Here is a 22,757-nt window from a genome sequence, read left to right as displayed (position 1 = left end):
ATGAACACGCCCGAATGGCTTAAACCCGGAATCTACGGCGCCCTGATCGGAGGGGTTTTCGTAGGCGTCGTTGGATTTTCTTGGGGTGGATGGATGACCGGCGGTAGTGCGGACAAAATGGCCAACGCCATGTCCCGCGACAATGTAATCGCTGCGTTGGTTCCGGTCTGCGTCGACATGGCGAGAACTGACGCCCAACGCGCCGAAAAAATAACGACAATCAAAGAGGCTTCTTCTTTCAAGCGGAAGGATGCCGTCATGGAGGCAGGCTGGGCAACGGTACCGGGATCCCAAACCCCCAATAAAGATCTGGCACAGGCCTGCATTGAGGGGCTGAACCTGGATGGATCGTAACTCAATCACTCAACATTCGGACAACGCCGTTTGCACCAGGACAAATCGAAAAAATCAGCACTGGTTTTACTCTCACTTTATGACGGCGCTGTTTGTTGGCGTTTTCAGTTGCTTGACGGGCTCCTTTATCTCATCAAGTCCCGCCTCGGCCGAAACAAATTCGATCCCGGATAACGCGCATCCCAAAAAGTATGGCGACGGTTGGGAATGCGATTTGTCCTATCGGTTGAAAGGCGAAGAATGCGTGGCCATTGTCGTGCCGGGAAATGCCTACCCTACAAACAGAACCTATGGCTCAGGGTGGGCATGTATGCATGGCTTTGTTGAAGTTGGCGGCACCTCATGCACTGAAGTGATTGTGCCTGAGGGTGGATATCTCGATCCATCAGGTGAGAGGTGGCGGTGCCTGCGGGGGTACACAAAAGTAGACGATAGCTGCCAAAAAATCGTGGTGCCGGAAAATGCTTATCTGACGAACAGCACTTATGGATCTACATGGCGTTGCAACCGTGGCTACGAAATCGACGGAGAAGCATGCGTGGCAGTAGCAGTTCCGGAAAATGCTTTTCTGAACGCATCAACCAGCGGGCGTCCGTGGACGTGCGAGCGTGGATATTTTGAGCGCGACGGAAGGTGCGATACCGTTTTTGTGCCTGAAAGTGCTTTCTACGATGACGCGATCCATGGAGTTGGATGGAAATGCGAACGTGGTTACGAGGCGTCCGGTGATCGCTGCAATGCAATCGAGTTACCAGAAAATGCCCATATCGACCGATCCGGTAATAGGTGGGAATGCCACAGAAATTATCATCAGTCAGAAGGTCAGTGTGTTCTGAACAAGTGAGGTTTCAGGCAGAGAGTCCATTTTTCCAAACTTCACAATTTGTGCCCGTTCTTACCAAGGACGGCGCGTTTCACACTCCCAAAAGGAACAGATATGAAACCCCTACCCATTGCGTCGGATGACAGGAAGTTCATTGCCAGCAATGAGCAAAAGCTGCCGCCTGAACAAGCAGTTTTTCCAGAGCTTCACCGCAAGACACTTGTGACAGATACACCGACTGCAATTGTGTATTGCGAAGGAAACTTCGCAAAGATCGATGGCAAGACGGCTAATGGTCTCGTTCGACATTCACAGGCCTATCGCGTTCTTTCGGTGATCGACAGCACGTATGGCGGTTGTGACAGTGGCAAAGTGCTTGATAATGTCGCAAATCAGGTTCCCATCTTCGATGATCTTGATGCCGCCGTCGCTAATGAAGCTACGATCCCCGACACGTTTATTTACGGAATGGCGCCGGCCAGCGGCAGAATGTCCCTTGAAGATCGCGAAGCTGTTGTGGATGCGATAACGCTCGGAATGAACATCGTCAGTGGGCTGCATGAATTTCTTTGCGATGACAAAGAGCTCGCTGGATTTGCCAAAATTCACGATGTCACGATACGCGACATTCGCAAGCCGCGGCCTAATCGCGACCTGCGCCTGTTAGATGGCAGTGTTGGAGACGTCCAGGCGATCCGCATCGCGGTGTTCGGCACCGATTGTGCAATTGGAAAGCGTACAACCGCGACAATCCTGACAAGTGCCCTTAACGCGCATGGGATCAAAACAGTTTTGGTCGGTACCGGCCAGACAGGATTGATGCAGGGCGCCAAGTATGGTGTCGCGATGGATTCGGTGCCGCCGCAATTTTGCTGTGGCGAGCTTGAGCGCGCTGTTGTTGCAGCATCTGAAGATGAACACCCGGATGTCATAGTGATCGAGGGCCAGGGCGCGCTAAGCCATCCGGCCTTTTGCACATCAGCCTTCATTCTGCGAGGCAGTCAGCCACATGCAGTTATTCTTCAACACGCGCCTAAACGAAAACGTCGATGTGATTTCCCCAACATGACTATGCCCGACCCTTGCGATGAAATCACCCTGATCGAGTCTTTTGCAGACACAGAAGTGATTGGCATGACGATCAACCATGAAGGAATGAATGAAGTCGAGATTTCAAAGGCCATCACAGACTACAACTGCAAATTGTATCTCCCGGTCACTGACGCATTGAACCGTCCTCCAAAAAACTTGGTGACTATGGTTCTATCTGCCTTTCCGCGCTTGCAACCCGTACGTGCTACGACGATTGAATGAGTAAGCTGCGTATCGACGTTGATCTGGACAAAATTCGGTACAACACACGGTTCCTGGTCGACCACCTTAGACCCCGCGGCATTACGGTGACAGGTGTGACAAAAGCCGTGTGCGGTCATCCTGAGATTGCGAATGCTATGCTTGAAGGTGGCGCGACAGGGCTGGCGGACGCGCGGATCAGCAATATCATGCGTATGCGCGATGCTGGAATCTCGTGCTCTATATCCTTGATCCGAACGCCCATGCTGAGCCAGGTCGCGCAAGTCCTTGATAACTGCGATGTCAGCTTCAACACTGAGATGGACATTATCGCAAGCCTGGCCATGAGTGCGCTGGGAAAGAACATTATTCACAATATTATCCTGATGGTGGAAATGGGGGATATGCGGGAAGGCATCTTGCCTGAACACATTGAAAGCACTGTGTCTCAAATTCTTAGAATGGAAGGGATTTCTCTGAAGGGGATTGGTGCAAATTTTGCCTGTCTGGGTCATGTGGCACCCTCTGCAGGAGCAATGGAATTGCTTTCGTCGCTTGCCGTCGGCACCGAACTTGCAAATGGACCCGCTCTGGAAACAGTGTCAGGCGGCGGCTCAGCCAGTTTGCCATGGGCGCTTGGCAAGGGGGCGACTGGAAAAATCAACAACCTGCGTCTGGGTGAGGCCATCCTGCTGGGTACCGATCCCGTTTCGGGGTACGCGATCGACGGGCTTTACACAGATGTTTTCACGCTTTGGGCGGAAGTGATCGAAACGAAGACCAAATCAAATCCAAATCCCTTGCAATTGAATTATCCTATACCTTCAATGCAGTGTGTGACTTTAGACAGTCCTTCGAATACTCGGTCGATCCTTGCGATCGGACTCCAGGACACTGATGCGGCGGGTCTAATATTCCCTGCTGGCGTCACGTTCGTCGGAGCCACCAGTGATCATATCGTTGTTGAAAACACCAATTTTCTGCTTCGCCCTGGTGGCGAGGTGAAGCTGAAATTGAACTATTGCGCGCTCTCGCGCTGCATGGCTGCGCCCGATGTAGCAAAGGTCTTCCATGGTGATAGCGCTTTGGTTGACTGCAACGCAGCGAACACTGATCGCCCATACTCGAATCGAAGGTAGCGCGCCAAGGTGCCGCCGCCTCGGTTCTGCTTCAGCCATCCGTCATATTCTACGGCTCTACGTAGTAAATGAGGCACCCAATCCCTATATTGGACGTAGCCGCATTCACTTTTCACACCCCATCTGGGCTCGTGGGTGTTGCGGACAATCAAAGGATCAAAATGATGTCTTTCAAAGACCTGACGACCAGAGCGGCTGCCGCGCTAAAGGAAAACGATGCGAGCGTACCGAAAAAAGAAGTTACGTCTGAAGCGCCTGACGTCGTCCCCGAAAAATCAAAGCCTAAACCTCAAAACTGATAATACCCTGCCGGGAGTGGGTGGCTTGTTCTTGTCTGCATCTCCGAGCGAGCAGTATCAGCAAAGGAGAACTACCCAAATGAACCAGATAATCAGCAAGACAATCGCAGTCTTTTCCAGGCCGTTTTCTTTCCCTGGCTTCGACGAATTACTCCCGGCAGGCGAATACGACATAGAAACTGAGCTTTCCGCACCACCAGATTATTCGGACCCAGAAGCCTGGAAAGCATCGGTGTTAATCTGTCTGCATCCACGGAAATCTCACCCCGGTCTGGCGCGTACCTTGACCGTTTCTCTTACTGATTTGGAGAGAGCCCGCGCAAAGGATAAACTGTCTTCAAAGCAGTTGTCGCAGTTCTTGCTCGACCAGCTTTTGGCCGATCCGATGGTGCAATTGATCATGGAAGCAGATGGTGTGTCTGAGACTCAACTTCGGCACCTCTACTCGGAGTCGCTCATTTCTGAGGCAGACGACGGATCATCAGATCAACGAGCCATACCGCGAGGATGCGGAAGCGGTTCTCGGTATGCTTTCGCTGTCCAAGCTGCTGAGAACGAAGGAATGCCGGTTCGTCCTAATAAAACCCCTCGGATTACAGGCCGTCCCATCGGACAGTCTGAACCAGGCAGCTCCTTCAATCTCAAGGCTTAGGGCTCGAAACTTTCTTTTCCAGCCGCTGTATAAACCAAAACAGAAATCGAGGCTAAGAACTGATGGAAGACCCCGACAACGAAGCAGATACGATCATGGCTCGCGCCCACAATGACGTGCCGCAAGAACGCCCATGTCTTCGTTGCAGAACTCCATTCTGGAGCGAAGGGTTTGGAGAGCGGATTTGTCGACGCTGCAAGGGGTTGAACGCGTGGCGAAATGGCGTATCGGTAAGCCCCGGGCTAGCTCGGCGTCGCTGATAACCTGACGACGGTCTTACCAGCTTTTCTGATCAAATCTCATTTTATCTTATTGGTGCTGACCCAGCCCGCTGACCCGGGCCTTTTAACCTGGAACCCGATCGGTAATCGGTGCTGAAGACGAAGCGCATGCGCGGTTTGGATTCGAACCGTTTTTCTGTGTGGCGATACGGGCTCAAGCTGCCGAATGCACACACTTAAACCATGCCAGTATTCATAATCGGACAGCAGGCATTCACGCCGCTTGTACTATTCGGTGGTCAGCGCGGTGCTGTTGCTTGGGTGCGGAGGGTGGATCGGAGTGCAAAATATGCCAAGAGTCCAACTACCTGCAGTCACCCCAAAACCCAGAGCTTGGAACAAGGGGCGGATCATCGGTCAGAAACGACCGCTACTCCCAAAACAGGTCTGGGCGATCCGTGCACGGCTCGAACTTGCTGGAAATCTGCGTGATCTCACAATGTTCAACGTCGCGATTGATAGCAAGCTACGCGGCTGCGATCTGGTCAAACTCGCTGTGACCGATCTTGTCAAAGACGATCGCGTCCGTGAGCGTGTTTCGGTGATCCAGAGCAAAACTAAGCGATCTGTTCAATTCGAACTGACGGAAAACACGCGAGAAACTGTATTGTTATGGGTAAAATCGCCGGAAATGTTTGCTAGCCGGTTCATGTTTCCAAGCCGATTCCATGATCGACCACACATCTCGACGCGCCAGTATGGCAGGCTGGTTCGAGGTTGGGTGACCGCAATCGGATTGGAACCGAGCGGATATGGCACGCATTCGCTTCGCCGAACCAAAGTAGCTGAGATCTACCGCAAGACAGGAAATCTCCGCGCGGTCCAACTTCTGCTCGGGCACACAAAAGTCGATAGCACCGTGCGATACTTGGGCGTTGAATTGGAAGACGCGCTAAGCATTGCAGAGCGCATAGACATCTGAGACAGTTTGGCGATCGGTGCTGTCGGTCGCCAATCCATAGCGGTTCTAGTTCTTTTACGCAGGGGGGGACGTAGCGAGCCCTGAGCGGAAGTGTCAAAATCTTGTTGCGTGCGCTCGCAGCACAGATTTCTCGGCACAGGCGCAATTTACAGGGTACGGGACCGAGCGGCCATTTGATCGCGCCGCGGGTACTTGTGCAGAAGCGGCGCGAACATCCCCGCCTGGCAGCCAATGTCGTCCGGCCAGTCATTCCTAGTTACGAGGAAGCCTTGATCACATACTCCTCTTTCGCCGCACTCAGGCCCGGCAACTGAAACGCCGACTTAAACTGCCACCCGCTGATAGCCTGGCCCCAAATCGACACAACGAAAAACTAATACCAGACAATTTCTTTCGGTAGTTCACCAGGAACCTTGGTCACCGGCAGTTTCAAATACTACTAGCCGTAGCGGTGCTCCCATTGCGACGAGGGAAACTTCCTTGACTCTATGCTGGCTAAGAACCACAAAAGTGTATTGGTGAAATTTACTCGTCGCCGCGATGCTGCCGGTTACGATAATCCAATAGCCTTCAGATTAACTGTAGCATGTGCCCCAGCATAGGAACGGGTTTCGCTGGGGTCTTCGCTATGAGCTCGTTCCTCGCAAGCATTCGCAACTGTCACCCGCCATGCACCAGTTATCGCGTGACCCATGAAAGAAGGCGCCGTATGAACAGCACATGGCTTAAAAATTGCGTGCTTGATGCCCGATAGATCAGGTCTCAGGCTCCGTTTCAATCAGTCATTCATCGTGTTTACGCGCTGCATTCTTTGTTTAATCCCGACACTCTTGGTGTTGCTCTCAGGAACGCAGCTTCCTGCCCAAGTCGCAGGCAATGCCGATGGATCGGTCTGTGACGAAGGATTCGAAAACAAGAACGGATCGTGTCAAAGAACAGAGGTACCAAAAAACGCATATTTGACGGGTAGCTCCTATGGCAGCGGCTGGGAATGCAATCATGGTTTTCAAAACGTTGGAGAACTCTGTGAGGAAATAAGAGTTCCAGAAAATGCCTATCTTGTCTCAACCGGAGATCGGTGGGAATGCAACCGGTTGTTCCAGCGTATCGGGGACGAGTGTGAAGAGGTGATTTCACCTCAAAATGGGTACGTCGAAACCCGGTTTGGCGCACAGGAAGTACACTGTGACTGGGGATTTCGTAAGGAAGACCAGGATTGTGTTGCTATTAGTGTCCCAAGCAACGGCCGCCTGACTGACAAAAACAGCGCGGATGGTTGGGTGTGCCTCAGAGGTTTCAGAGCAACGGAGAGCGGTTGCGAACCGGTGGCAATTCCACAGCATGCATACCTTGCACCTGAAACCTACTCTGGATGGAAATGTGAACGTGGCTTTCGCGCAAACCAGGACAGGTGCGTTGCGATCCTTGTCCCTTCCAACGCTCATTTGAATCGAAGAAGTGATGGTTGGGAATGTAATCGGCCGTTCACAAGACAGAACGATAAGTGCGCTGAAAATATGCCGCGAAAATAGGTTGCTGGAAATCAATATCGCCTGACATATCCGGAAGGACCAAGCCGTGAACCATAACTCGATTGACGAAAACTTGGGTAAAAGCCTCAAAGCTGAAAAGGCGCGTCGCCGGTCCTACGGGATTAAAATATCTGTGGCGTCGGCGGTGCTTGTTGCGGCCATAATTGTGGTGGTGTTTCTCTGATGCGTAAAAATGCCCCTCAAGTAACCCTTCCCGGTTCAAAGATGTCAGCTCATGGTCTGGAACAAAGAGCATTTCAGGACCGCAGTGTCCGTAAGACGCGGAACGCTGACGTATCTGGAGTGATTGAAGTAGAATTTGGAAAGTACTTGATTAAGGCTGGCATTCTGAGCGGTAACAGCGTTGCGCGCGCATTCCCCAAGCCACCGGCTAAAACGCAAGCAATGATTGCCGACGCAGTCGGCGAAACACCAGCATTGGCCATTGAGGCCTTAAAAGAAATTCTTGAAGAACGAGACAGGAAGCGTAGCGGTCAACGCCGTTTGGAGGGAAACTCCGGCACCTTCGTTCCCAGTGAAAGAGAATATGCCGAGGCATTGCGCCAGATCAGGCTCACCCCTGCGCAGGTCACAATGCTCAAAGCACTTACAATCGCAGGCAAGGACGGTCTGACCATTGGTCACTTGTCTCAGGCAGCCGGTCACAAATCGCGCGAGGCGTCCATCAAGGTTTTCAAGAAAATCGGACTATTGATCGCAGAATATCTGGAGCTCGAACTTCCCGAAGCTGGTTCGGCACAGAATGATGGAGCCGCGCAGGTCCTGGCATTTTCTCACATCGAAAGTGACGATGAGCCAGCAACTTGGATTATGCATCAGGAACTGCGCGACGCTGTTCGTTCGGGTCTATGACGTACGTTCCAGCCCCAGCTCTTGTAGCGAACTTCGAACCGGAACAAATGCACGAAAGGTTGCTCACGTAGCTTATGTTGGAGAAAAGACCATATCCGCTCGACCTGATCTATGTACCTGTGAAACGGGCGAAAACGCTTGATCAACAAAAAGTTCTGACGCTGGCCGAAGATATCCTGAAGAACGGCCAGAAGACCCCGATCCAGATACGCCCGGACAACAAGAGGTTCGTGCTGATTGAAGGCCTTCACCGACTAGAAGCCATCCGCGCCCTCGGAGGTGATACTGTCGAAGCCTATTTGGTCCGCGCCAGACTACACTAAACTTTTGTTGGGATTGGCCTTTGACAAAGCCTCGGAAAATGTCAGTAAGCGCTGTCTTTCTTCGTCCCAAAGATGCAATCGTGCGCAATGAAGGCTCTCAAATAAAGTAATACGCTGGCAATCTTCCAACTCGGAATGGTCACGCAATACCTCGTTTAGCCGATAATACGGTATGCGGCTGGCAAGGTGGTGAACATGGTGCACACCGATATTGGCAGAGAACCACCGCAGGATGCCTGGCAGGGCATAGTGAGAACTTCCATAGAATGCGGCGTTCTGAAGATTCCACACTTCTTCCCGCTCCCAAGTCGTGTGTTCAAACTGGTGTTGAATATAGAATAGCCAAATACCAATCGACGCGGCGACGATCATGGTTGGAAGGAATACAAAAACCAGTACATCCAGGCCTCCGGTCCAAAAAATCAGAGCCAGGACCACCGCAATCGCGGCATTTGTTCCCATTGCACTTGCCCAATAAAGCCAGCCTGACCGCATGAAACCAAAGGGCAAGCGATTTTGAAAAACGAACGTGTAGACCGGTACGATACAGAACAGGATGAAGGGGTTCCGGATTAACCTGTAAGCGGCACGCCCGAACCAATTCCGTTTCAGGTATTCCTCAATGGTCAATGTAGGAATGTCACCCATACCACGCCGATCAAGGTTACCGGTTGAGGCATGGTGAATCGCATGGCTTTGCCGCCAGACGTCATAGGGTGTCAGGGCGAGAACACCCAGAACCCGGCCAGTCCAATTGCAAACATTGCGGCTTCTAAAGAAAGATCCGTGACCACAATCATGCATGATGATGAAGATACGCACCAGAAATGCGGCGTTCAGGATGGCCAGTAGAACAGTGAACCAGATACTAAGGGATAGCGCAAACCACGCTGCGCCCCATAGCGCGAAAAAGGGGATGACAGTGATTGTCAGTTCAAAAACGCTACGCTTCGTATCGGGCACACGGTATTGCGCGAGCGCCCGGGTCAATTCCTGCTGTTGCAACTGACTTGTTCTCCAAGGGCTTTTAGCAGCCCGTTGTGCAAACGAGCACCCCATAAGGGTGCCCGTAAAAGGTCAGGCCAGTGCCAGATTGGCGGCGCTGTCGCGTCCGTCACGGCCAGCTTCGACGTCGAAGGTAACCTTCTGGCCGTCCTTCAATTCGCTAATGCCGGAACGTTCAAGTGCTGAAATATGCACGAACACGTCGCGCTTGCCATCTTCAGGTTCGATAAAGCCAAAACCTTTGGTCGAGTTGAACCATTTTACTGTGCCATTTGCCATGGTGGAAGTCTCCAAATACTTGCCGCCCGCATCATTGCGGCGACTCGGCGTGGTCGGTCTGAATCGAAAGACTGAACGCCGAATTGGGGAGACAGCAGGTCGAAAAAGAAAAACGTAAGCCTTGAATATATGGACTTCGGGTACGCACGATACAAGCCTTGATACAATGGAGGACCACAGAATATCTGAATCCGCCTAGCCCAAGTTAGGACAAGGATAAGCAGAACCATTGTTCTGTAGTTCGGAAATCAGAGGTCGGCTTCTGACAAACCTGCCGAGTGCGTATGTAGCAAATTGATTTCTCAGACACGGCAGGTTGGGCTGACTGTCCGAATTCACTGCGCGCTACAAGAACACCGCGGCGACGCACGAATGTTCGTTGACTGATGGAAACAGTGCTAAATCAACGAGTTGGCCTCTCTTACGAACGGCAGATTTTACGCGGCCCGAATCTTGGGTCATGCTGCGTTGCATAGGGCGACTGCGAGCCTCAAAGTACCATTAGTAGGTCCGTATCTGCGCAAGCATCGGGCAAGAAACGTTCCCGATGTTACAGTTGGCCGTAAGTTCATTCAGGGCGGTCTCCAATCGCTTAAGTTCGTTTATCTTCAAACGCACATTGGAGATATGAAGCTCGGCCATTTCCTTAACGGATTGGCAATCCTCGCTATCACCTTCGGACAGGTTGAGAAGCACCTTTGCATCGGCAAGCGAAAAACCCAAGTCTCGGCACTTCCTTAGAAAACGAAGCCGTCCCACATCGTACGCAGAGTACATGCGTCGATTATTCGATGCCCTTTCTGGTTTCGGCACGATCCCTTCGCGTTCGTAGTAGCGGATAGTTTCAATTCCGACACCGCTTTGCCGGGATGCCTCCCCAATCGCAAACATGTGAGATTTCCTGTCTTGATCCTGTAGTGGCTACAGAAGTTAAACGAGAGGTTGTTGTCTCTACAACTCCGCGCAACGTAGTCCATCAGGGAAACAGAATGCAGAAGTACCTTAGCCTCAGCTATTTGGGATCGCTATCAGCGCTTGGCGTCGCGACTTGCTGCGTTTTGCCCATGACGATGATGTTACTGGGGCTGGGTGGTAGTTGGTTGGCAATCTTTGGGAAGGTTGCCGCAGCGAGTTACTATGTGCTGACGATGTCAACGGCGCTCGTCGTGATATCATGGATGGTATCTTATCGGCGCGGTTCCTTGCCGACGTTGAAATGGTGGCTTGCAGGAACGACTCTAATCACCGGCGTGGCTTGGGTCGTTGTGTTTAACGAGGCACGGATTAACGATTACCTGATCATGCAGATGTGAGACTATGACAAAACAAACTGTAGTCCTAGAAAGCACCCTGATTTGCCCGAAGTGCGGCCACAGCGAAACCGAGCAAATGCCAACGGATGCTTGCCAGTGGTTCTATGAATGCAAGTCGTGCAAAACAGTTTTGAAGCCGTTGGACGGCGACTGTTGTGTATACTGTTCATATGCCACGGTCCCGTGTCCACCAATTCAGCTAGGCGATAGCTGTTGCGGATGAAGTGAAGGACGGTTTTGTTGAGCGAACTGTGAGCTGCCGCCGCGAGCATCGCTGCTATTTGCATAAATGACAGTTTTTCCGCTGCTTGGCCGCACAAGGTATTCGGCAGTTGCAATGTTGTTACTGCTACAAGCGCATGCAGCAATAAAATCCAGGGTACAGGTTGGGCTCACTTCCGACCTCGGAGGCAGCGCAGCAATCCCGTGATATGGTTCCTCGTCAACGTCGGGTTGTCGTTGTGGGAGGGCATGGAGGATCGGAGGATCAGTCATGGAAACACCAAACTTACCAGCCATTCGAGCACTTCGCCCTGCATGGAACAAAGGCCGCATCGTCGGTCAGAAACGGCCGCTGAAGCCAAAGCATGTCTGGGCAATCCGCGTACGACTTGAATTGGCAGGAAACCATCGCGACCTTGCACTCTTCAACATGGCGATTGACAGTAAGCTGCGCGGCTGTGACCTGGTGAAGATGAAAGTCGTGGATGTGATTGCCTCTGGTCAGATTAAAGAGCGTGCCTCAGTCCTTCAAAGCAAAACGCAGAAACCTGTTCGCTTTGAGATTTCCGAGGGTACGCGTGCTTCTGTCGAGAAATGGATGGAGGACGGGCTCATGGTCGGCTCGGAGTATCTTTGGCCAGGTCGATTTCACGAGCGCCTGCACATATCGACCCGCCAGTACGCGAGGATCGTACGCGATTGGGTTACGTCAATAGGACTGGAAGCAAGCGCCTATGGCACCCATTCAATGCGCCGTACAAAGGTTACTCAGATCTACAAGAAGACGGGCAACCTTCGTGCTGTCCAGCTCCTTCTAGGTCACACCAAGATGGACAGTACGGTCAGATACCTCGGCGTCGAACTTGAGGATGCTTTGGCCATTGCGGAAGCAATTGAAATCTAGTGCAGTAGGGTCGCCTTCACGGGCGGCCCATACCGGCCTTTCACCGCGAGATAAGTTGCCGCATTGCAGCTTCCCCAAAGCGGAAGTTGATCGATTGCGCAGCATTTCCAACATTAACGTACACTCATCGGACAAAACGAACTCGTGCAAGCGCAGCTTCAACTATTGCCACGCGACCTTACTTGCTCCGGGTTCGGCGCTTTTGCACCTGTTAATCGCCACCACTTCGGCGCTTCGCAACGTCTGACAGACCCCGGGCCAGCAGGTCGAATACGATCCGGATACGACGGCTGGTCTGTAACTCCCGATGGGTGACCAGCCAGATTGGAAACTCAAGCGAAGGGAAATCCGGCAAGACCTTCTCTATGCCAGATTCAGCCTCGCCCAACGTTTCGGGCTGCATAGAGACGCCGTAGCCCGCTTTCACCAATTCCCATGCGACGACACCGCTCTCGCTCGACATCACGAAGCTCTCTGCGCGAACGGGCACGCCCATGTTGTGCAGTGGGGCCATTAGCCTCTCGGGGTCGGCATTGCCGACGAAATCGAGTGCAGCCACATCGCGCGGTGTCCGTGGGCGGCTTGCACGATCGAGATAGTCGGTCGCGGCATAGAGGGTGGCGCGAAAGTCGCCCAAGTGCCGTGCGATCAGGTCCGGCTGATCTGGGCGGACGTGGCGTATCGCGATGTCTGCCTCGCGCTGCGTCAAATTCTGCATCTCACTCGACGCGAGAATGCGGACGCGGATGCCCGGCGCCATCTGTCTCAACGGCTTGAGCACGCCCGGCAGAATCGCTGCTGACAAGAGGTCCGTTCCCGTGACCGTGACCTCTCCGGTGACATCCTGAGATTTACCGTCGGCCACCATCGAGATGAGCGTCGCAGCCTCGCCCATCGTGCGCATGTGATCAATCAGGTCGCGCCCTGCTTCCGTCAAGGTAAGACCACGGACGCTGCGTTCTACCAACGTGACGCCAAGTGCCTCCTCCAACGCACCGATCTGCCGCCCTATCGTCGGCTGCGTTGTCTTCAGCACGCGCGCCGCACCGCTGAACGAGCCTTCCTCCGCTGTCGCGAGGAAGGCGCGTACCTGGTTCCAATCGAAGGAAACGGCCTGCCAGTTCATTCATGAGCGTATAGCAGGTGGACGAATTTAAGCAATCGACCTTTTATGAGCGCATGGATGATACCGGATGCGAAACGAGATCGGCCCGGTCTCTGCAATCGAAAGCGACACAATGCATTCCGCAGTTTCTTACGACTGGCGCATCCGCGCCGCTTCAAACCTGAAGTGCAACGCGCAAAGGAAACCGACATGACTGCCCAAGCCTTCTGGGACCGGCATGCGCCCAAGTACGCCAAGAAACCTATTGCCGATGTCACCGCCTACGAAGAAAAGCTGGAATGCGTTACTGCGCTTCTTCGATCGACCGATCGCGTTCTTGAAATCGGCTGCGGCACAGGCGGCACAGCCAGGAAGATCGCGCCTGTCGTCGCTCATGTGACCGCAACCGACCTCTCTGCCGAGATGATCCGGATCGCCCGGTCACGATCAGGTGGCGATGCCGCGGGAACACCAGAATTTCTTCAGGCGGAGGCGGCGCAACACATTCCTAGCCAACCGTTCGACGCCATTTGCGCGTTCAGCTTGCTTCACCTGGTGGACGACATACCCACCGTACTGGATGCAGCATTCCACCAAATGAAACCCGGCGGTCACTTCATATCAAAGACGGTTTGTCTGAAGGACGCGCCGCGCTGGATGCGAGCCATGGTTCGCGTGCTCATGGCCGTGCGGATCGCGCCTAATGTGATCATCTTGAGTCGCGCTGAATTGACCCGACACCTGATCCGCGCCGGGTTCGAAATCGAGCAGACGCAGTACTTCGGAAAGAACCGACTGAGCCCCTTTATCGTCGCGCGCAAGCCCGCCTGAGGCAGACCGACGCCTTATTCTGAGAGACCGAAGCATGCACTTTATCAGCCGTCGCGAATGGGCGTTCCTTGCCCTCGTGTTCCTCTACTCTTTCATTCCGGCAGTCGTAGGGCTGGTCCGGCTTCCGGAACTTCTCGGCGCTCGGGCGATCATCCCGCCGAACCCGCGTGCGGTGTTCGATCCCCTCCCGATCACATTGCATATCCTCGGCAGTTCAGTTTTCTGCCTTGTGGGGGCTGTGCAATTCCTGCCGAGCCTGAGGCGCTACCGCTCGGCCCTGCACAGGACCCTCGGGCGGATTGTGGCGGCAGCGGGATGCATCAGCGCACTAACCGGGCTCTGGATGACCGTGTTCTACGCATTTCCCGATGCCCTGCAGGGACCAGTACTTTACGGGGCAAGGGTCACGCTCGGCCTCGCGATGGTCACCCTCATCGCATGGGCCATCGTCGCGATCCGGTCGCGAAACGTCGCCGCGCACCGCGCCGCGATGCTGCGCGCCTATGCCATCGGCCAAGGGGCCTCAACGCAAACCGCGCTCTTTCTGGTCGCAATGGCCCTCTTTGACACCGAACTGCAGGGGTTTTCGCGAGACCTCCTGATTGTTGGGGCGTGGGCCATCAACCTTGCGATTGCGGAACTCCTTATCCGCCGCGCCTTTGCGACGCGTACATCCGGCGCGGTGATCTGAACCCGGTCGTGCTCTCGACCTGATACCGGCAAACTCCAGAAACACAGAAAGAAGACACCAAAATGAGACGGCTCGATCCCCGTATTCTTCTGTCGGCCCTGTGGCTGTTCATACTGCTCAACATCATCTTTCGCGATATTCACCAGTTTGTCCTCGCGTCCCATATCGAGATGCTGCTGACAGGCCATTACAACGGCATCGAGATCACCGAAGGGCTGATGCTTTTGGGCGGTTTCCTCGTCCAAGTGCCGATTGCGATGGTGCTCTTTTCGCTCCTGCTAACCCGCAGGATTGGTCGCCCTGTCACCTTTCTTGCAGCGATCGTCACAACCGGTACGCTCCTTTCCTCGGCCCCCACCGACATGGATGACACCTTCCACCTCGTCATCGAGATCGTGGCTCTAATCGCAATTCTCTGGACCGCATGGACGTGGCCCGAGAACGAACACACCGCGCCGCAATCCGACGCAAGTTCTCCGTAAAAAACGTGCGCGCACCGCGGACACGATGAATGAATAATAGGACCAAATAGATGTTGGAAGAAACGCCTTTAGACGATGCGTTTGATCTTTATGACAAGCTCGCACCTCGCTACGACAAACTTCATCATCGATGGCTGCGTCATGCAGGCGGCGAGGCGCAGGCCGCCCTGGAAGGTCTGGTGCGTGCACTTGCGACGCCGAATTCGAGGCTTTTGGATGCTGGCTGCGGCACCGGCAACCTGGCACGTAGACTGATCGCCGAGGGCATGCCGCCGAATTTGATGACCCTTCTCGACCCGTCCGCAGCGATGCTTGCACGCTGCGCCGACATTCCTGTGCCGAAGATACAAGGACGGTTGGAGTCCCTGCCGTTTGAAGATGGCACGTTCGATCTTGTGACGTGTGCTTGGGCTTTGGAAACCGTCCCCGATCCCCACCTGGCTTTGAGTGAGCTTTGCAGGGTTGTTCGAGCCGGCGGCGCGCTTTGTCTCGCGTTTTGCGCGGATGAGCCTGCCCGTGGTCTTGCCGGCAGCCTCATGCGCCAGGCGCTTTTGTTTCGCGGGACCGGCCGATTTATGTCCCGCTCCCGATTGATGCAGGCAATCGAGCGTTTCGAAAATTTTGAAGTGCGGGCAATTCCGAGCCATGGTCCGGCCTCGACCTTACTTGCTAGGCGGTCTGGCGCAGCAACCCAGGGGTCTTTGTAGCCGGGCTTAAAGTTGAAAATGACGACCACAGAACTACGGAGATCAAGCATGATCGGATATGTTACCCTCGGAACCAACAACTTCGAGGCCGCGCTGAAATTCTACGACGCCTTGTTTTCGAGCGTGGGCGCAAACCGTCTTTGGAAACACGGCGATATGGCCGCATGGGGCCGCTCAAGGGCCGAGCCTGCGTTATGCCTTGCTTGTCCATTCAATGGGGCACCGGCAAGCGTTGGAAACGGGGTGATGGTCGCTTTGAAAATGACCAACAGAAAAGCCGCCGATACGCTTCACGCCAAGTGCCTCGAACTTGGCGGAACAGATGAGGGACCCCCCGGCACACGCGGAGATCATGGTTTCTACGGAGGGTATTTCCGGGATCTGGATGGCAACAAACTGAATGCGTATGTCCCAGCGTGACAGCAGGCAAAGAGTTGGCTGTTGAAATATCGCGTCCAGCGGACAATGAGAGACGAGCACATCGAAAGACGCCGCAATGAGATCTGAAATAAAATTCGTCCGATTGTCGGAAATCGACCCAACCGAAATCTTAGCGCACATGTCCGACCCTCGTGTCGCCGAGCATATGCCGCTTCTGAGATTTACTTGGAATGCCGAGACAGTGGCGCGGTTTGTCGCCAAAAAGGAAGAGTGTTGGCACCGTGACGGACTTGGACATTGGGCATTCTTGTCCGATGACCGATATGTCGGCTGGGGTGGATTTCAAAAAGAAGGAGCCGAGTGGGATTTCGGACTGGTCTTGCGGCCCGACACGTTTGGCCTCGGGCCGCGCATCTCGCGAAAGGCGATCGACTTTGCAATTTCCGATGAACGCATCCCGTATGTGACCTTCCTTTTACCACCGTCACGCACGAACCTGCGGGCACTCGACAGACTTGGTGCTTGGCGGGTTGGCGAAGTCGACTATGACGGGGCGACCTTCCTCAAATTTCAACTTGCGACAGAGTGACAGCATTGTCCGATTTCTGGTACATCGCCAGCTCCAGAGTGTGTTGTAACTCGCGGCCCAATCCAGACCTTCGACGGACTTTGAGGATGCTGCAACGCGGCCCGTCAAACCGGCCATTCGCTGCACGAGCAAAACGAACCATCATACGACTTCACAGATCGCGGACAAGCCCGCCGTTAGCATAATATCCCGAAGGTCAGGTCCAGCCCTATTGTCGCCTTTGGGGCTAACTTGGCCTCATACTAGGAGCGGACACAATGACAGTTTGGTCTTTAGACAAAGAACGATGCTGGAATAGCTCGCTCATCCTGTCCTTTCATCCAATCATCCTCCCGTTCAGCAACCAGGTGCGCATCATGCCTTTGCCTCGAACTTCTATCAAACCGCGTTCGACGAAGATGAATCGGTTCTTGAGGCGTTCATGAACGTCCGATGTCACCTGGATTTGACCAGGCTCGCCGGTTTGCTCCATTCGCGCCGCCATGTTAACCGCGTCGCCCCAAACGTCGTAGAAGAACTTTTGCCTGCCTACGACTCCAGCGACGACCGGACCGCTGGCGATACCGATGCGAAACGGTACCGCACGTCCTTTCGGATCAACTAGGTCAGCAAGCGCGTCGCGCATCTCCAGTGCGAGATCTGAGAGCGCCTCAACTTGGTCTGGCCGCGGCTCGGGCACGCCACTCACAACCATGTAAGCATCGCCGGTGGTTTTGATCTTCTCTAGGCCATGCTTTTCGACGAGCGTGTCAAGATCACTGAAGACGTCGTTGAGGAATCGAACGAGATCCTCCGGCTCCGTGTCGCTTGCCCGTGCGGTGAACCCTTCCATGTCGGCAAAAAGGACAGAGGCCTTATCGTATCGGTCGGCAACTACTTCGCCGACACTCTCCTTGAGACGTGCAGCCACACTGACAGGTAGGATGTTCGCGATCAATGCCTCGGAACGCTCGAACTCATGCTCAGCCGCCGCCTCGGCGTGCGCGATCTGACGCATCGCATAGAGTACGATCGAAAACAGGATCGTGAAGCTCAGTACGACAGACGGAATGAAATTCGCCACGAAAACCAGGTGCGGTGACCGCAGTCCTGTGTTCACCGGAGCTACGGCCTCCAGAATGATCGTGACCGTAGCGGCCAACACGACCAGCGCGACTGCAACTGGCAGGCGTATCTCTCCGTATAACGGAATGAGAAGCGCCGGAACCAGCAGGGCCCAGAAGTGCAAACCCGACCCGGTTCCAAAGATCAGACATAGTCCTGAAATATCGGCCAAGCCGACCGCGATAAGCAGGGACGCTCCCAGCGTCGGCCCCCACCGATGCATAAACGGGACGGCGCTAAAACCGAGCGCGGCGCCGAGATGGACGAGCGACGGCGACCACAGGTCGGGATTGGGGTTGATCAAATGGGCGACGACAAATCCCAAAGAAATCGCCACGAGCGCAAATGCGGTCGCGTTCACCACACGGAGCCTCCGCGCGACCTTCTCTGTATAGCGTTCGGTGCCAAAGCGGATCGTTGGAAGAACTCGGCGCCATTTCATACGGACACCTCCAATGCCTTCGATCATAATTTGGTGCCAGAATGAGACGAACGTCAAGCTTGTAGGCAGTGCAATACGTCCGCGACAGCTTGAATGAATGTTGGCAACGTGGCGCGAAACTTACGCCGCCAAGGATGAGCCTCGCTGGCAAACCTTTCACTTGGTCAAATCGTCGGGGATAAGCACGCTGTAAAGTGGAGAGCGTATTCGACAAAATGTCGCTCGGGTTGTTCGTTTTCGTAAGGTCGCGTGACGAGACTGCATTCAAAAAAACACCCCGCTTGCAAACTGCAGACGGGGCGCATTAACAAAACGACTCAGTAATGGTGTTTCAATAGCCTACGGTAAAGGAGGCGCGTAAAAACTTGGCCGATTGAGCCTCATCAACAATTGCCACAGCAAAATCTTCCATGGAAATTTTTGAGTTGCCGGCGTCATCAACAATCAGGTTATCTGTGTCGGTTCTGAAGATACCCAGGCGCTCACCGGGCTGCAATAATGCGGATGGGCTGGCATAGGTCCAGTTTGCCGAGGCATCGGATGAACAGAGTTCCCACTGTGCCATGGATGCACGCGCGGTTGGAACAATGCTCTCGGGCAGAAAGTCGGGATCTGTCAAGACGGTGTGAGGGCTACCATCGGGTAGATGCAGACGCGCGGCACCGCCGACAATGATCACCCGAAGATTAGAAAGCGATGCGGCGTCCAGAATGGAACGGGTCAGAGCAACGACTTCGCCCTCACGCCCGGCTGGTGTGCGCACAGCGCTTACGGCCAGATCCTGACCGGCCATGGCCGCGGCCAAAGCCGCAGGGTCCGCAACATCCGCAACTACTGGCTTGGCGCCTTTGGGCAGGTTTTTGATCCCTGCCTCGTTTCGAACAGACGCGGTAACGTCATGGCCACGCGAGATCGCCTCGGTCACGACGCGAGAACCGACGTCACCAGTTGCACCAAATACGACAAGTTTCATGAGCACTCTCCTTTTGGATTGAGATGTGAATGGACAGCTTCTGAAAGAACGGGAGGGCTGATACGCCCGGCACGTTGCCCAAGCCAGATTGCTGTGAGCACCACTCCGGCTCCGGCGATCTGGGTGAATGTCAGAGCCTGGCCAAGAAGCATCCAACCAATAACGACTGCGGAAAGCGGGCTAAGAAAACCAAGGGCTGAAACAGCGCCGGGCTCGATCCGGGAAACACCTCGGAACCATAAGATGTATGTAAGCGCTGCCCCGATCAGAGTGAGATAGGCGATTCCGGTGATATTTTGCGAATTCAACGGCGGAAGCGCAGGCTCAAACAGATATGCCAGCGGCATAAGCAACAGCCCCCCTGCCGAAAGCTGCCAGGCCGCCAAGGTTAAAAGGGGCACGGGGGCTTGCCACTTCCGGGTCAGAACTGTGCCAGCTCCCATGGAGACTGCGCCGCCGATACCTGCGAGTAACCCAATCGGATCAAGCGAAACCCCCGAACCAAGAACAAGAAGTCCAACCCCAAAGATACCGATCAGAGCCGCGATCACCGCAGATACCTTGACCGTCGTACCAATCAGCATCGCAGCCAGGAATACGACAATCAAAGGCTGAACCGCCCCAACTGTTGCGGCTACACCACCAGGCAGCCGGTACGCCGCCACAAATAGCAATGTCCAGAACACGGTGAAATTGAGCGCACCAAGAACGAAAGCGCGTATCCACCAGATACCCTGCGGCAGTTGCCGGGCCAGAACGAGCAATAGCAGGCCAGCAGGCAGCGCACGCAGGGCAGCCATTGTGATTGGATACCCAGCAGGAAGGAATTCAGTCGTAACGTAATACGTGCTGCCCCAGACCAGCGGCGCGATGGCAGTAAGCGCGATGTCGACATGATGTTTCATGAGGGATCTCCATACATCTTGACGTCAAGATATATTGCACTCTCTTGACGTCAAGATAAATCTTCGCAATATGCTTCCATGGACCACATCGATCGTATCATTTCGCAATGGAACAAAGCCCGCCCCGACCTCGATGTCGGACCGATGGAAACGATTGGGCGTCTCTCCCGCCTGACGGCTCAGCTCAGAAAAGAGATGGACAAAACCTGGAAGCTTTACGGGCTCAACCTCGCCAGCTTTGATGTACTGGCTACTCTGCGCAGGTCCGGAAAGCCAGAAGGCTTGTCGCCCGGGGAATTGCTTGACCTGACCATGGTGACGTCGGGGACAATGACCAACCGGATTGACCAGCTCGTCAAGGCAGGCTTGGTCGAGCGCGTACCAAATCCGGAAGACAAACGCGGCTTCTTGATCCGATTGACGAGTAACGGGTTCTCAAAAATCGAAAATGCCGTCTCAGATCACGTTAAAACACAACATCGGCTTATGAGCGGTTTATCACCCGAGCAACGCGATAACTTGAATGGATTGCTTAAGGCACTGGGCGATGCGGTTGACGAAGATACGAAATAAACACTGATAAATTAAGCGCTTCCCAAGAAACCATCACACTTTCAGAACATGGCGCACCTTGGAAACAGGGCACCCGCACCCGAGCAAAACTTGCACGAAATGCCAGTGAACATCTCGCAGCTCAATCGGAACTCAACTGCCCATACTACGTAATAAAAACTGATTTGTTGCGCACCCGTGTCACAAACTCCACGCCTGCCGCGTCCTGTTTCTGTACTCACCGAAAACAGGAGCACCATATGCAATCCCGTCTCAACTATTTCGCCGTTGCCCCGCAACTGCTGCAGCCAATGCTCGACATGGAGGAATGCCTCAAAACATCCGGCCTTGAGCACGGTCTAATCGAACTGGTAAAATTGCGCGTGTCACAGATCAACGGCTGCGCTTTCTGCATCCACATGCACACCCATGACGCACGTGCGCATGGGGAGAGTGAAGACAGGCTTCACTTGCTGAATGCTTGGCGCGAGTCGTCTCTTTATTCCGAGCGTGAATCCGCCGCTCTTGCTTGGGCCGAAACGCTGACTCGTATCGAACAGAAAGGTGCACCGGATCACATTTATGAAGAGATGGCCGCTCAGTTTTCAGACCAGGAAAAGATCGCCCTGACGTTGGTGGTGACAACGATCAACGCCTGGAACCGCATTGCTATTGGCTTTGCAACGCCACATCCTGCCGCCAAGGAGGCCTCGGCTGCATGAGTCATATGACTTCACGCGTCAACGACCAGACATTTGTCGATCTGCGACCGCGCTTGTTCGCGGTCGCCTATCGAATGCTGGGCACCGTTAGTGACGCAGAGGATGTAGTACAGGACGCATTTTTGCGTTGGCAGAAGGTTGATCATACCAGTGTGCGGGACGCGACGGGGTTTCTGATCCGGACGGTCACGCGGTTATGTCTCGATCACATGCGGGCCGCGCATACTCGACGCGAAGCATATCCCGGTGAGTGGTTGCCCGAACCACTGATCACAGATGATGCTACGGAGCGATTGGATCGGGACGTCTCGGTGGCACTCCTACTGGCGCTGGAGCGGCTAACGCCTCTCGAGCGGGCAGCTTTTCTACTCCACGATTTGTTCGAGCAGTCATATGACGAGCTGGCACAGGCACTAGAACGCACACCTGAATCCTGCCGCCAGCTTGTTAGTCGTGCCCGGAAACATGTGCAGCGCAACAAACCTCGAACACAGGTTGAGCCGCAACAAGGCGAAGCCATCGCCAAGGCATTTTTCATGGCCGCCAAAAGCGGCGATACCAACATTCTTACCAAATTGCTTGCGCAAGACGTAAGATTTGTTTCGGATGGCGGCGGCAAAGTGCTGGCGACACTCAATCCGATTTTGGGACGAGACAAGGTGATGCGGCTATTGTCTGGGCTGGCGCGTAAATACTCCGATCAACCTGTCCAGCAATGGCAATTCTGCCGCCTGAACAATCTGCCATCGATCCTCAGCCATGAAGCGAGCGGCCTTTTGCAAACGATGTCGTTGGAGATCGAATACGACGTGATTACCGCTGTTTACGTTGTTCGCAATCCGGAAAAGACTCGTCATCTGTCGTTCGACGAACACACGCCCATTAGTGGCGGCCTATCTGACTAGGATGACAACATACGGAGAAAACACCGGCCCATTGCAGTCATTGATCGCGTTCAAAAGCTCATCGATATTTTCTCGTAAAGCGGATGGGGTGGATAGCTCCTGCTCCCCCGGCGTCGCAATGCGCCATAGTGCAGTTGTCTATCACTGCTAGGAA

The 22,757-nt window shown here is 54.1% G+C and carries 27 protein-coding genes; 20 read left to right on the top strand and 7 right to left on the bottom strand.

Translation table 11 applies throughout. The annotated features are described in order from the left end of the window. The 8 genes from AC2FF8_RS07085 to AC2FF8_RS07050 all read left to right on the top strand — a co-directional run bounded on the left by AC2FF8_RS07085 (position 1) and on the right by AC2FF8_RS07050 (position 8,491). On the top strand, positions 1 to 354 hold the full coding sequence (locus AC2FF8_RS07085; protein WP_480617371.1) for a hypothetical protein: 354 nt from the start codon (positions 1 to 3) through the stop codon (positions 352 to 354). Beyond that, entirely contained in the window at positions 344 to 1,198 is an 855-nt protein-coding gene (locus AC2FF8_RS07080; RefSeq protein WP_496879287.1) for a hypothetical protein, read from the top strand. The genes AC2FF8_RS07085 and AC2FF8_RS07080 overlap by 11 nt, the downstream gene beginning before the upstream one ends. 93 nt (positions 1,199 to 1,291) lie before the next feature. Beyond that, positions 1,292 to 2,491, top strand: a complete 1,200-nt coding sequence (locus AC2FF8_RS07075; protein WP_480855805.1) for an N-acetyltransferase DgcN family protein — start codon at positions 1,292 to 1,294, stop codon at positions 2,489 to 2,491. After that, positions 2,488 to 3,609, top strand: coding sequence for an alanine/ornithine racemase family PLP-dependent enzyme (locus AC2FF8_RS07070; RefSeq protein ID WP_496879286.1), 1,122 nt, complete (start codon positions 2,488 to 2,490; stop codon positions 3,607 to 3,609). The genes AC2FF8_RS07075 and AC2FF8_RS07070 overlap by 4 nt, the downstream gene beginning before the upstream one ends. Positions 3,610 to 3,987: 378 nt before the next feature. Then, positions 3,988 to 4,560 (top strand): hypothetical protein, encoded by a 573-nt coding sequence (locus AC2FF8_RS07065; protein ID WP_170520010.1) that lies wholly within the window; start codon positions 3,988 to 3,990, stop codon positions 4,558 to 4,560. 570 nt (positions 4,561 to 5,130) lie between these two features. Continuing rightward, a complete protein-coding gene (locus AC2FF8_RS07060; RefSeq protein ID WP_480535010.1) occupies positions 5,131 to 5,763 on the top strand; it encodes a tyrosine-type recombinase/integrase in 633 nt (210 codons plus the stop codon). Positions 5,764 to 7,478: 1,715 nt separating this feature from the next. Beyond that, entirely contained in the window at positions 7,479 to 8,168 is a 690-nt protein-coding gene (locus AC2FF8_RS07055; protein WP_170520007.1) for a hypothetical protein, read from the top strand. Between the two features lie 74 nt (positions 8,169 to 8,242). After that, the gene (locus AC2FF8_RS07050) at positions 8,243 to 8,491 is read left to right on the top strand and encodes a ParB N-terminal domain-containing protein (protein ID WP_170520004.1); all 249 of its coding nucleotides are present in this window, start codon (positions 8,243 to 8,245) and stop codon (positions 8,489 to 8,491) included. Here the strand turns inward: AC2FF8_RS07050 and AC2FF8_RS07045 are convergent. From AC2FF8_RS07045 to AC2FF8_RS07035, 3 genes are all read right to left on the bottom strand, one after another. Next, positions 8,483 to 9,496, bottom strand: a complete 1,014-nt coding sequence (locus AC2FF8_RS07045; protein WP_496879285.1) for a fatty acid desaturase — start codon at positions 9,494 to 9,496, stop codon at positions 8,483 to 8,485. The genes AC2FF8_RS07050 and AC2FF8_RS07045 overlap by 9 nt on opposite strands. Positions 9,497 to 9,568: 72 nt before the next feature. Continuing rightward, entirely contained in the window at positions 9,569 to 9,775 is a 207-nt protein-coding gene (locus tag AC2FF8_RS07040) for a cold-shock protein (RefSeq protein ID WP_170430361.1), read from the bottom strand. A 501-nt stretch (positions 9,776 to 10,276) separates the two neighbouring features. Next, the gene (locus tag AC2FF8_RS07035; RefSeq protein WP_170519998.1) at positions 10,277 to 10,666 is read right to left on the bottom strand and encodes a MerR family transcriptional regulator; all 390 of its coding nucleotides are present in this window, start codon (positions 10,664 to 10,666) and stop codon (positions 10,277 to 10,279) included. 98 nt (positions 10,667 to 10,764) lie between these two features. On the opposite strand from AC2FF8_RS07035, the gene AC2FF8_RS07030 reads away from it, so the two are divergent. From AC2FF8_RS07030 to AC2FF8_RS07020, 3 genes are all read left to right on the top strand, one after another. Further along, positions 10,765 to 11,088 carry a hypothetical protein gene (locus tag AC2FF8_RS07030; RefSeq protein WP_170519995.1) on the top strand — a complete coding sequence of 108 codons (324 nt, stop codon included), beginning with the start codon at positions 10,765 to 10,767 and terminating at the stop codon, positions 11,086 to 11,088. 4 nt (positions 11,089 to 11,092) lie between these two features. Continuing rightward, entirely contained in the window at positions 11,093 to 11,311 is a 219-nt protein-coding gene (locus AC2FF8_RS07025; protein ID WP_254441363.1) for a GDCCVxC domain-containing (seleno)protein, read from the top strand. Positions 11,312 to 11,581: 270 nt separating this feature from the next. Next, a complete protein-coding gene (locus AC2FF8_RS07020; RefSeq protein ID WP_496879284.1) occupies positions 11,582 to 12,214 on the top strand; it encodes a tyrosine-type recombinase/integrase in 633 nt (210 codons plus the stop codon). 211 nt (positions 12,215 to 12,425) lie between these two features. On the opposite strand, the gene AC2FF8_RS07015 is transcribed toward AC2FF8_RS07020, so the two are convergent. After that, a complete protein-coding gene (locus tag AC2FF8_RS07015) occupies positions 12,426 to 13,340 on the bottom strand; it encodes a LysR family transcriptional regulator (protein WP_171329874.1) in 915 nt (304 codons plus the stop codon). Positions 13,341 to 13,529: 189 nt separating this feature from the next. On the opposite strand from AC2FF8_RS07015, the gene AC2FF8_RS07010 reads away from it, so the two are divergent. From AC2FF8_RS07010 to AC2FF8_RS06985, 6 genes are all read left to right on the top strand, one after another. Next, on the top strand, positions 13,530 to 14,150 hold the full coding sequence (locus AC2FF8_RS07010; protein WP_496879283.1) for a class I SAM-dependent DNA methyltransferase: 621 nt from the start codon (positions 13,530 to 13,532) through the stop codon (positions 14,148 to 14,150). A 34-nt stretch (positions 14,151 to 14,184) separates the two neighbouring features. Then, complete coding sequence (locus tag AC2FF8_RS07005) at positions 14,185 to 14,841, top strand: DUF2306 domain-containing protein (RefSeq protein WP_496879282.1); 657 nt, start codon at positions 14,185 to 14,187, stop codon at positions 14,839 to 14,841. Between the two features lie 62 nt (positions 14,842 to 14,903). Then, positions 14,904 to 15,323, top strand: a complete 420-nt coding sequence (locus tag AC2FF8_RS07000; protein WP_010443833.1) for a DUF6326 family protein — start codon at positions 14,904 to 14,906, stop codon at positions 15,321 to 15,323. Positions 15,324 to 15,373: 50 nt separating this feature from the next. Continuing rightward, positions 15,374 to 16,030 (top strand): methyltransferase domain-containing protein, encoded by a 657-nt coding sequence (locus AC2FF8_RS06995; protein ID WP_171329870.1) that lies wholly within the window; start codon positions 15,374 to 15,376, stop codon positions 16,028 to 16,030. A 48-nt stretch (positions 16,031 to 16,078) separates the two neighbouring features. Next, positions 16,079 to 16,450: a VOC family protein gene (locus AC2FF8_RS06990; RefSeq protein ID WP_010443837.1), complete on the top strand. Its 372-nt coding sequence runs from the start codon at positions 16,079 to 16,081 to the stop codon at positions 16,448 to 16,450. A gap of 76 nt (positions 16,451 to 16,526) precedes the next feature. After that, positions 16,527 to 17,000 (top strand): GNAT family N-acetyltransferase, encoded by a 474-nt coding sequence (locus AC2FF8_RS06985; protein ID WP_010443838.1) that lies wholly within the window; start codon positions 16,527 to 16,529, stop codon positions 16,998 to 17,000. 316 nt (positions 17,001 to 17,316) lie between these two features. Here AC2FF8_RS06985 and AC2FF8_RS06980 read toward each other — a convergent pair whose 3' ends face one another. From AC2FF8_RS06980 to AC2FF8_RS06970, 3 genes are all read right to left on the bottom strand, one after another. Then, entirely contained in the window at positions 17,317 to 18,546 is a 1,230-nt protein-coding gene (locus AC2FF8_RS06980) for an adenylate/guanylate cyclase domain-containing protein (protein ID WP_496879281.1), read from the bottom strand. Positions 18,547 to 18,877: 331 nt separating this feature from the next. Continuing rightward, positions 18,878 to 19,519: an NAD(P)-dependent oxidoreductase gene (locus AC2FF8_RS06975; protein WP_496879280.1), complete on the bottom strand. Its 642-nt coding sequence runs from the start codon at positions 19,517 to 19,519 to the stop codon at positions 18,878 to 18,880. After that, a complete protein-coding gene (locus AC2FF8_RS06970; protein WP_496879279.1) occupies positions 19,516 to 20,424 on the bottom strand; it encodes an EamA family transporter in 909 nt (302 codons plus the stop codon). Before AC2FF8_RS06970 ends, AC2FF8_RS06975 begins: the two co-directional genes overlap by 4 nt. A 78-nt stretch (positions 20,425 to 20,502) precedes the next feature. Between AC2FF8_RS06970 and AC2FF8_RS06965 the strand changes: the two genes are divergently transcribed. The 3 genes from AC2FF8_RS06965 to AC2FF8_RS06955 all read left to right on the top strand — a co-directional run bounded on the left by AC2FF8_RS06965 (position 20,503) and on the right by AC2FF8_RS06955 (position 22,603). After that, positions 20,503 to 20,997 (top strand): MarR family winged helix-turn-helix transcriptional regulator, encoded by a 495-nt coding sequence (locus AC2FF8_RS06965; RefSeq protein ID WP_496879278.1) that lies wholly within the window; start codon positions 20,503 to 20,505, stop codon positions 20,995 to 20,997. Positions 20,998 to 21,236: 239 nt separating this feature from the next. Beyond that, positions 21,237 to 21,698 (top strand): carboxymuconolactone decarboxylase family protein, encoded by a 462-nt coding sequence (locus AC2FF8_RS06960; protein WP_496879277.1) that lies wholly within the window; start codon positions 21,237 to 21,239, stop codon positions 21,696 to 21,698. Then, positions 21,695 to 22,603, top strand: coding sequence for a sigma-70 family RNA polymerase sigma factor (locus AC2FF8_RS06955; RefSeq protein WP_496879276.1), 909 nt, complete (start codon positions 21,695 to 21,697; stop codon positions 22,601 to 22,603). The genes AC2FF8_RS06960 and AC2FF8_RS06955 overlap by 4 nt, the downstream gene beginning before the upstream one ends. Positions 22,604 to 22,757: the final 154 nt, after the last annotated feature.

This window comes from Ruegeria sp. YTSA144, assembly GCF_059610125.1.
This window is presented reverse-complemented; position numbering and strand designations above follow the sequence as displayed.

Excerpts from the sequence above, each read along its gene's own strand:
- AC2FF8_RS07030 (WP_170519995.1), top strand. The coding sequence starts at position 10,765 with ATGCAGAAGTACCTTAGCCTCAGCTATTTGGGATCGCTATCAGCGCTT.
- AC2FF8_RS07075 (WP_480855805.1), top strand. The coding sequence starts at position 1,292 with ATGAAACCCCTACCCATTGCGTCGGATGACAGGAAGTTCATTGCCAGC.
- AC2FF8_RS07035 (WP_170519998.1), bottom strand. The coding sequence starts at position 10,666 with ATGTTTGCGATTGGGGAGGCATCCCGGCAAAGCGGTGTCGGAATTGAA.
- AC2FF8_RS07000 (WP_010443833.1), top strand. The coding sequence starts at position 14,904 with ATGAGACGGCTCGATCCCCGTATTCTTCTGTCGGCCCTGTGGCTGTTC.
- AC2FF8_RS06975 (WP_496879280.1), bottom strand. The coding sequence starts at position 19,519 with ATGAAACTTGTCGTATTTGGTGCAACTGGTGACGTCGGTTCTCGCGTC.
- AC2FF8_RS06995 (WP_171329870.1), top strand. The coding sequence starts at position 15,374 with ATGTTGGAAGAAACGCCTTTAGACGATGCGTTTGATCTTTATGACAAG.
- AC2FF8_RS07040 (WP_170430361.1), bottom strand. The coding sequence starts at position 9,775 with ATGGCAAATGGCACAGTAAAATGGTTCAACTCGACCAAAGGTTTTGGC.
- AC2FF8_RS07025 (WP_254441363.1), top strand. The coding sequence starts at position 11,093 with ATGACAAAACAAACTGTAGTCCTAGAAAGCACCCTGATTTGCCCGAAG.
- AC2FF8_RS07070 (WP_496879286.1), top strand. The coding sequence starts at position 2,488 with ATGAGTAAGCTGCGTATCGACGTTGATCTGGACAAAATTCGGTACAAC.
- AC2FF8_RS07060 (WP_480535010.1), top strand. The coding sequence starts at position 5,131 with ATGCCAAGAGTCCAACTACCTGCAGTCACCCCAAAACCCAGAGCTTGG.
- AC2FF8_RS07050 (WP_170520004.1), top strand. The coding sequence starts at position 8,243 with ATGTTGGAGAAAAGACCATATCCGCTCGACCTGATCTATGTACCTGTG.
- AC2FF8_RS06955 (WP_496879276.1), top strand. The coding sequence starts at position 21,695 with ATGAGTCATATGACTTCACGCGTCAACGACCAGACATTTGTCGATCTG.
- AC2FF8_RS06990 (WP_010443837.1), top strand. The coding sequence starts at position 16,079 with ATGATCGGATATGTTACCCTCGGAACCAACAACTTCGAGGCCGCGCTG.
- AC2FF8_RS06980 (WP_496879281.1), bottom strand. The coding sequence starts at position 18,546 with ATGAAATGGCGCCGAGTTCTTCCAACGATCCGCTTTGGCACCGAACGC.
- AC2FF8_RS07005 (WP_496879282.1), top strand. The coding sequence starts at position 14,185 with ATGCACTTTATCAGCCGTCGCGAATGGGCGTTCCTTGCCCTCGTGTTC.
- AC2FF8_RS07065 (WP_170520010.1), top strand. The coding sequence starts at position 3,988 with ATGAACCAGATAATCAGCAAGACAATCGCAGTCTTTTCCAGGCCGTTT.
- AC2FF8_RS07055 (WP_170520007.1), top strand. The coding sequence starts at position 7,479 with ATGCGTAAAAATGCCCCTCAAGTAACCCTTCCCGGTTCAAAGATGTCA.
- AC2FF8_RS07080 (WP_496879287.1), top strand. The coding sequence starts at position 344 with ATGGATCGTAACTCAATCACTCAACATTCGGACAACGCCGTTTGCACC.
- AC2FF8_RS07085 (WP_480617371.1), top strand. The coding sequence starts at position 1 with ATGAACACGCCCGAATGGCTTAAACCCGGAATCTACGGCGCCCTGATC.
- AC2FF8_RS07020 (WP_496879284.1), top strand. The coding sequence starts at position 11,582 with ATGGAAACACCAAACTTACCAGCCATTCGAGCACTTCGCCCTGCATGG.
- AC2FF8_RS07010 (WP_496879283.1), top strand. The coding sequence starts at position 13,530 with ATGACTGCCCAAGCCTTCTGGGACCGGCATGCGCCCAAGTACGCCAAG.
- AC2FF8_RS06965 (WP_496879278.1), top strand. The coding sequence starts at position 20,503 with ATGGACCACATCGATCGTATCATTTCGCAATGGAACAAAGCCCGCCCC.
- AC2FF8_RS06960 (WP_496879277.1), top strand. The coding sequence starts at position 21,237 with ATGCAATCCCGTCTCAACTATTTCGCCGTTGCCCCGCAACTGCTGCAG.
- AC2FF8_RS07015 (WP_171329874.1), bottom strand. The coding sequence starts at position 13,340 with ATGAACTGGCAGGCCGTTTCCTTCGATTGGAACCAGGTACGCGCCTTC.
- AC2FF8_RS06970 (WP_496879279.1), bottom strand. The coding sequence starts at position 20,424 with ATGAAACATCATGTCGACATCGCGCTTACTGCCATCGCGCCGCTGGTC.
- AC2FF8_RS06985 (WP_010443838.1), top strand. The coding sequence starts at position 16,527 with ATGAGATCTGAAATAAAATTCGTCCGATTGTCGGAAATCGACCCAACC.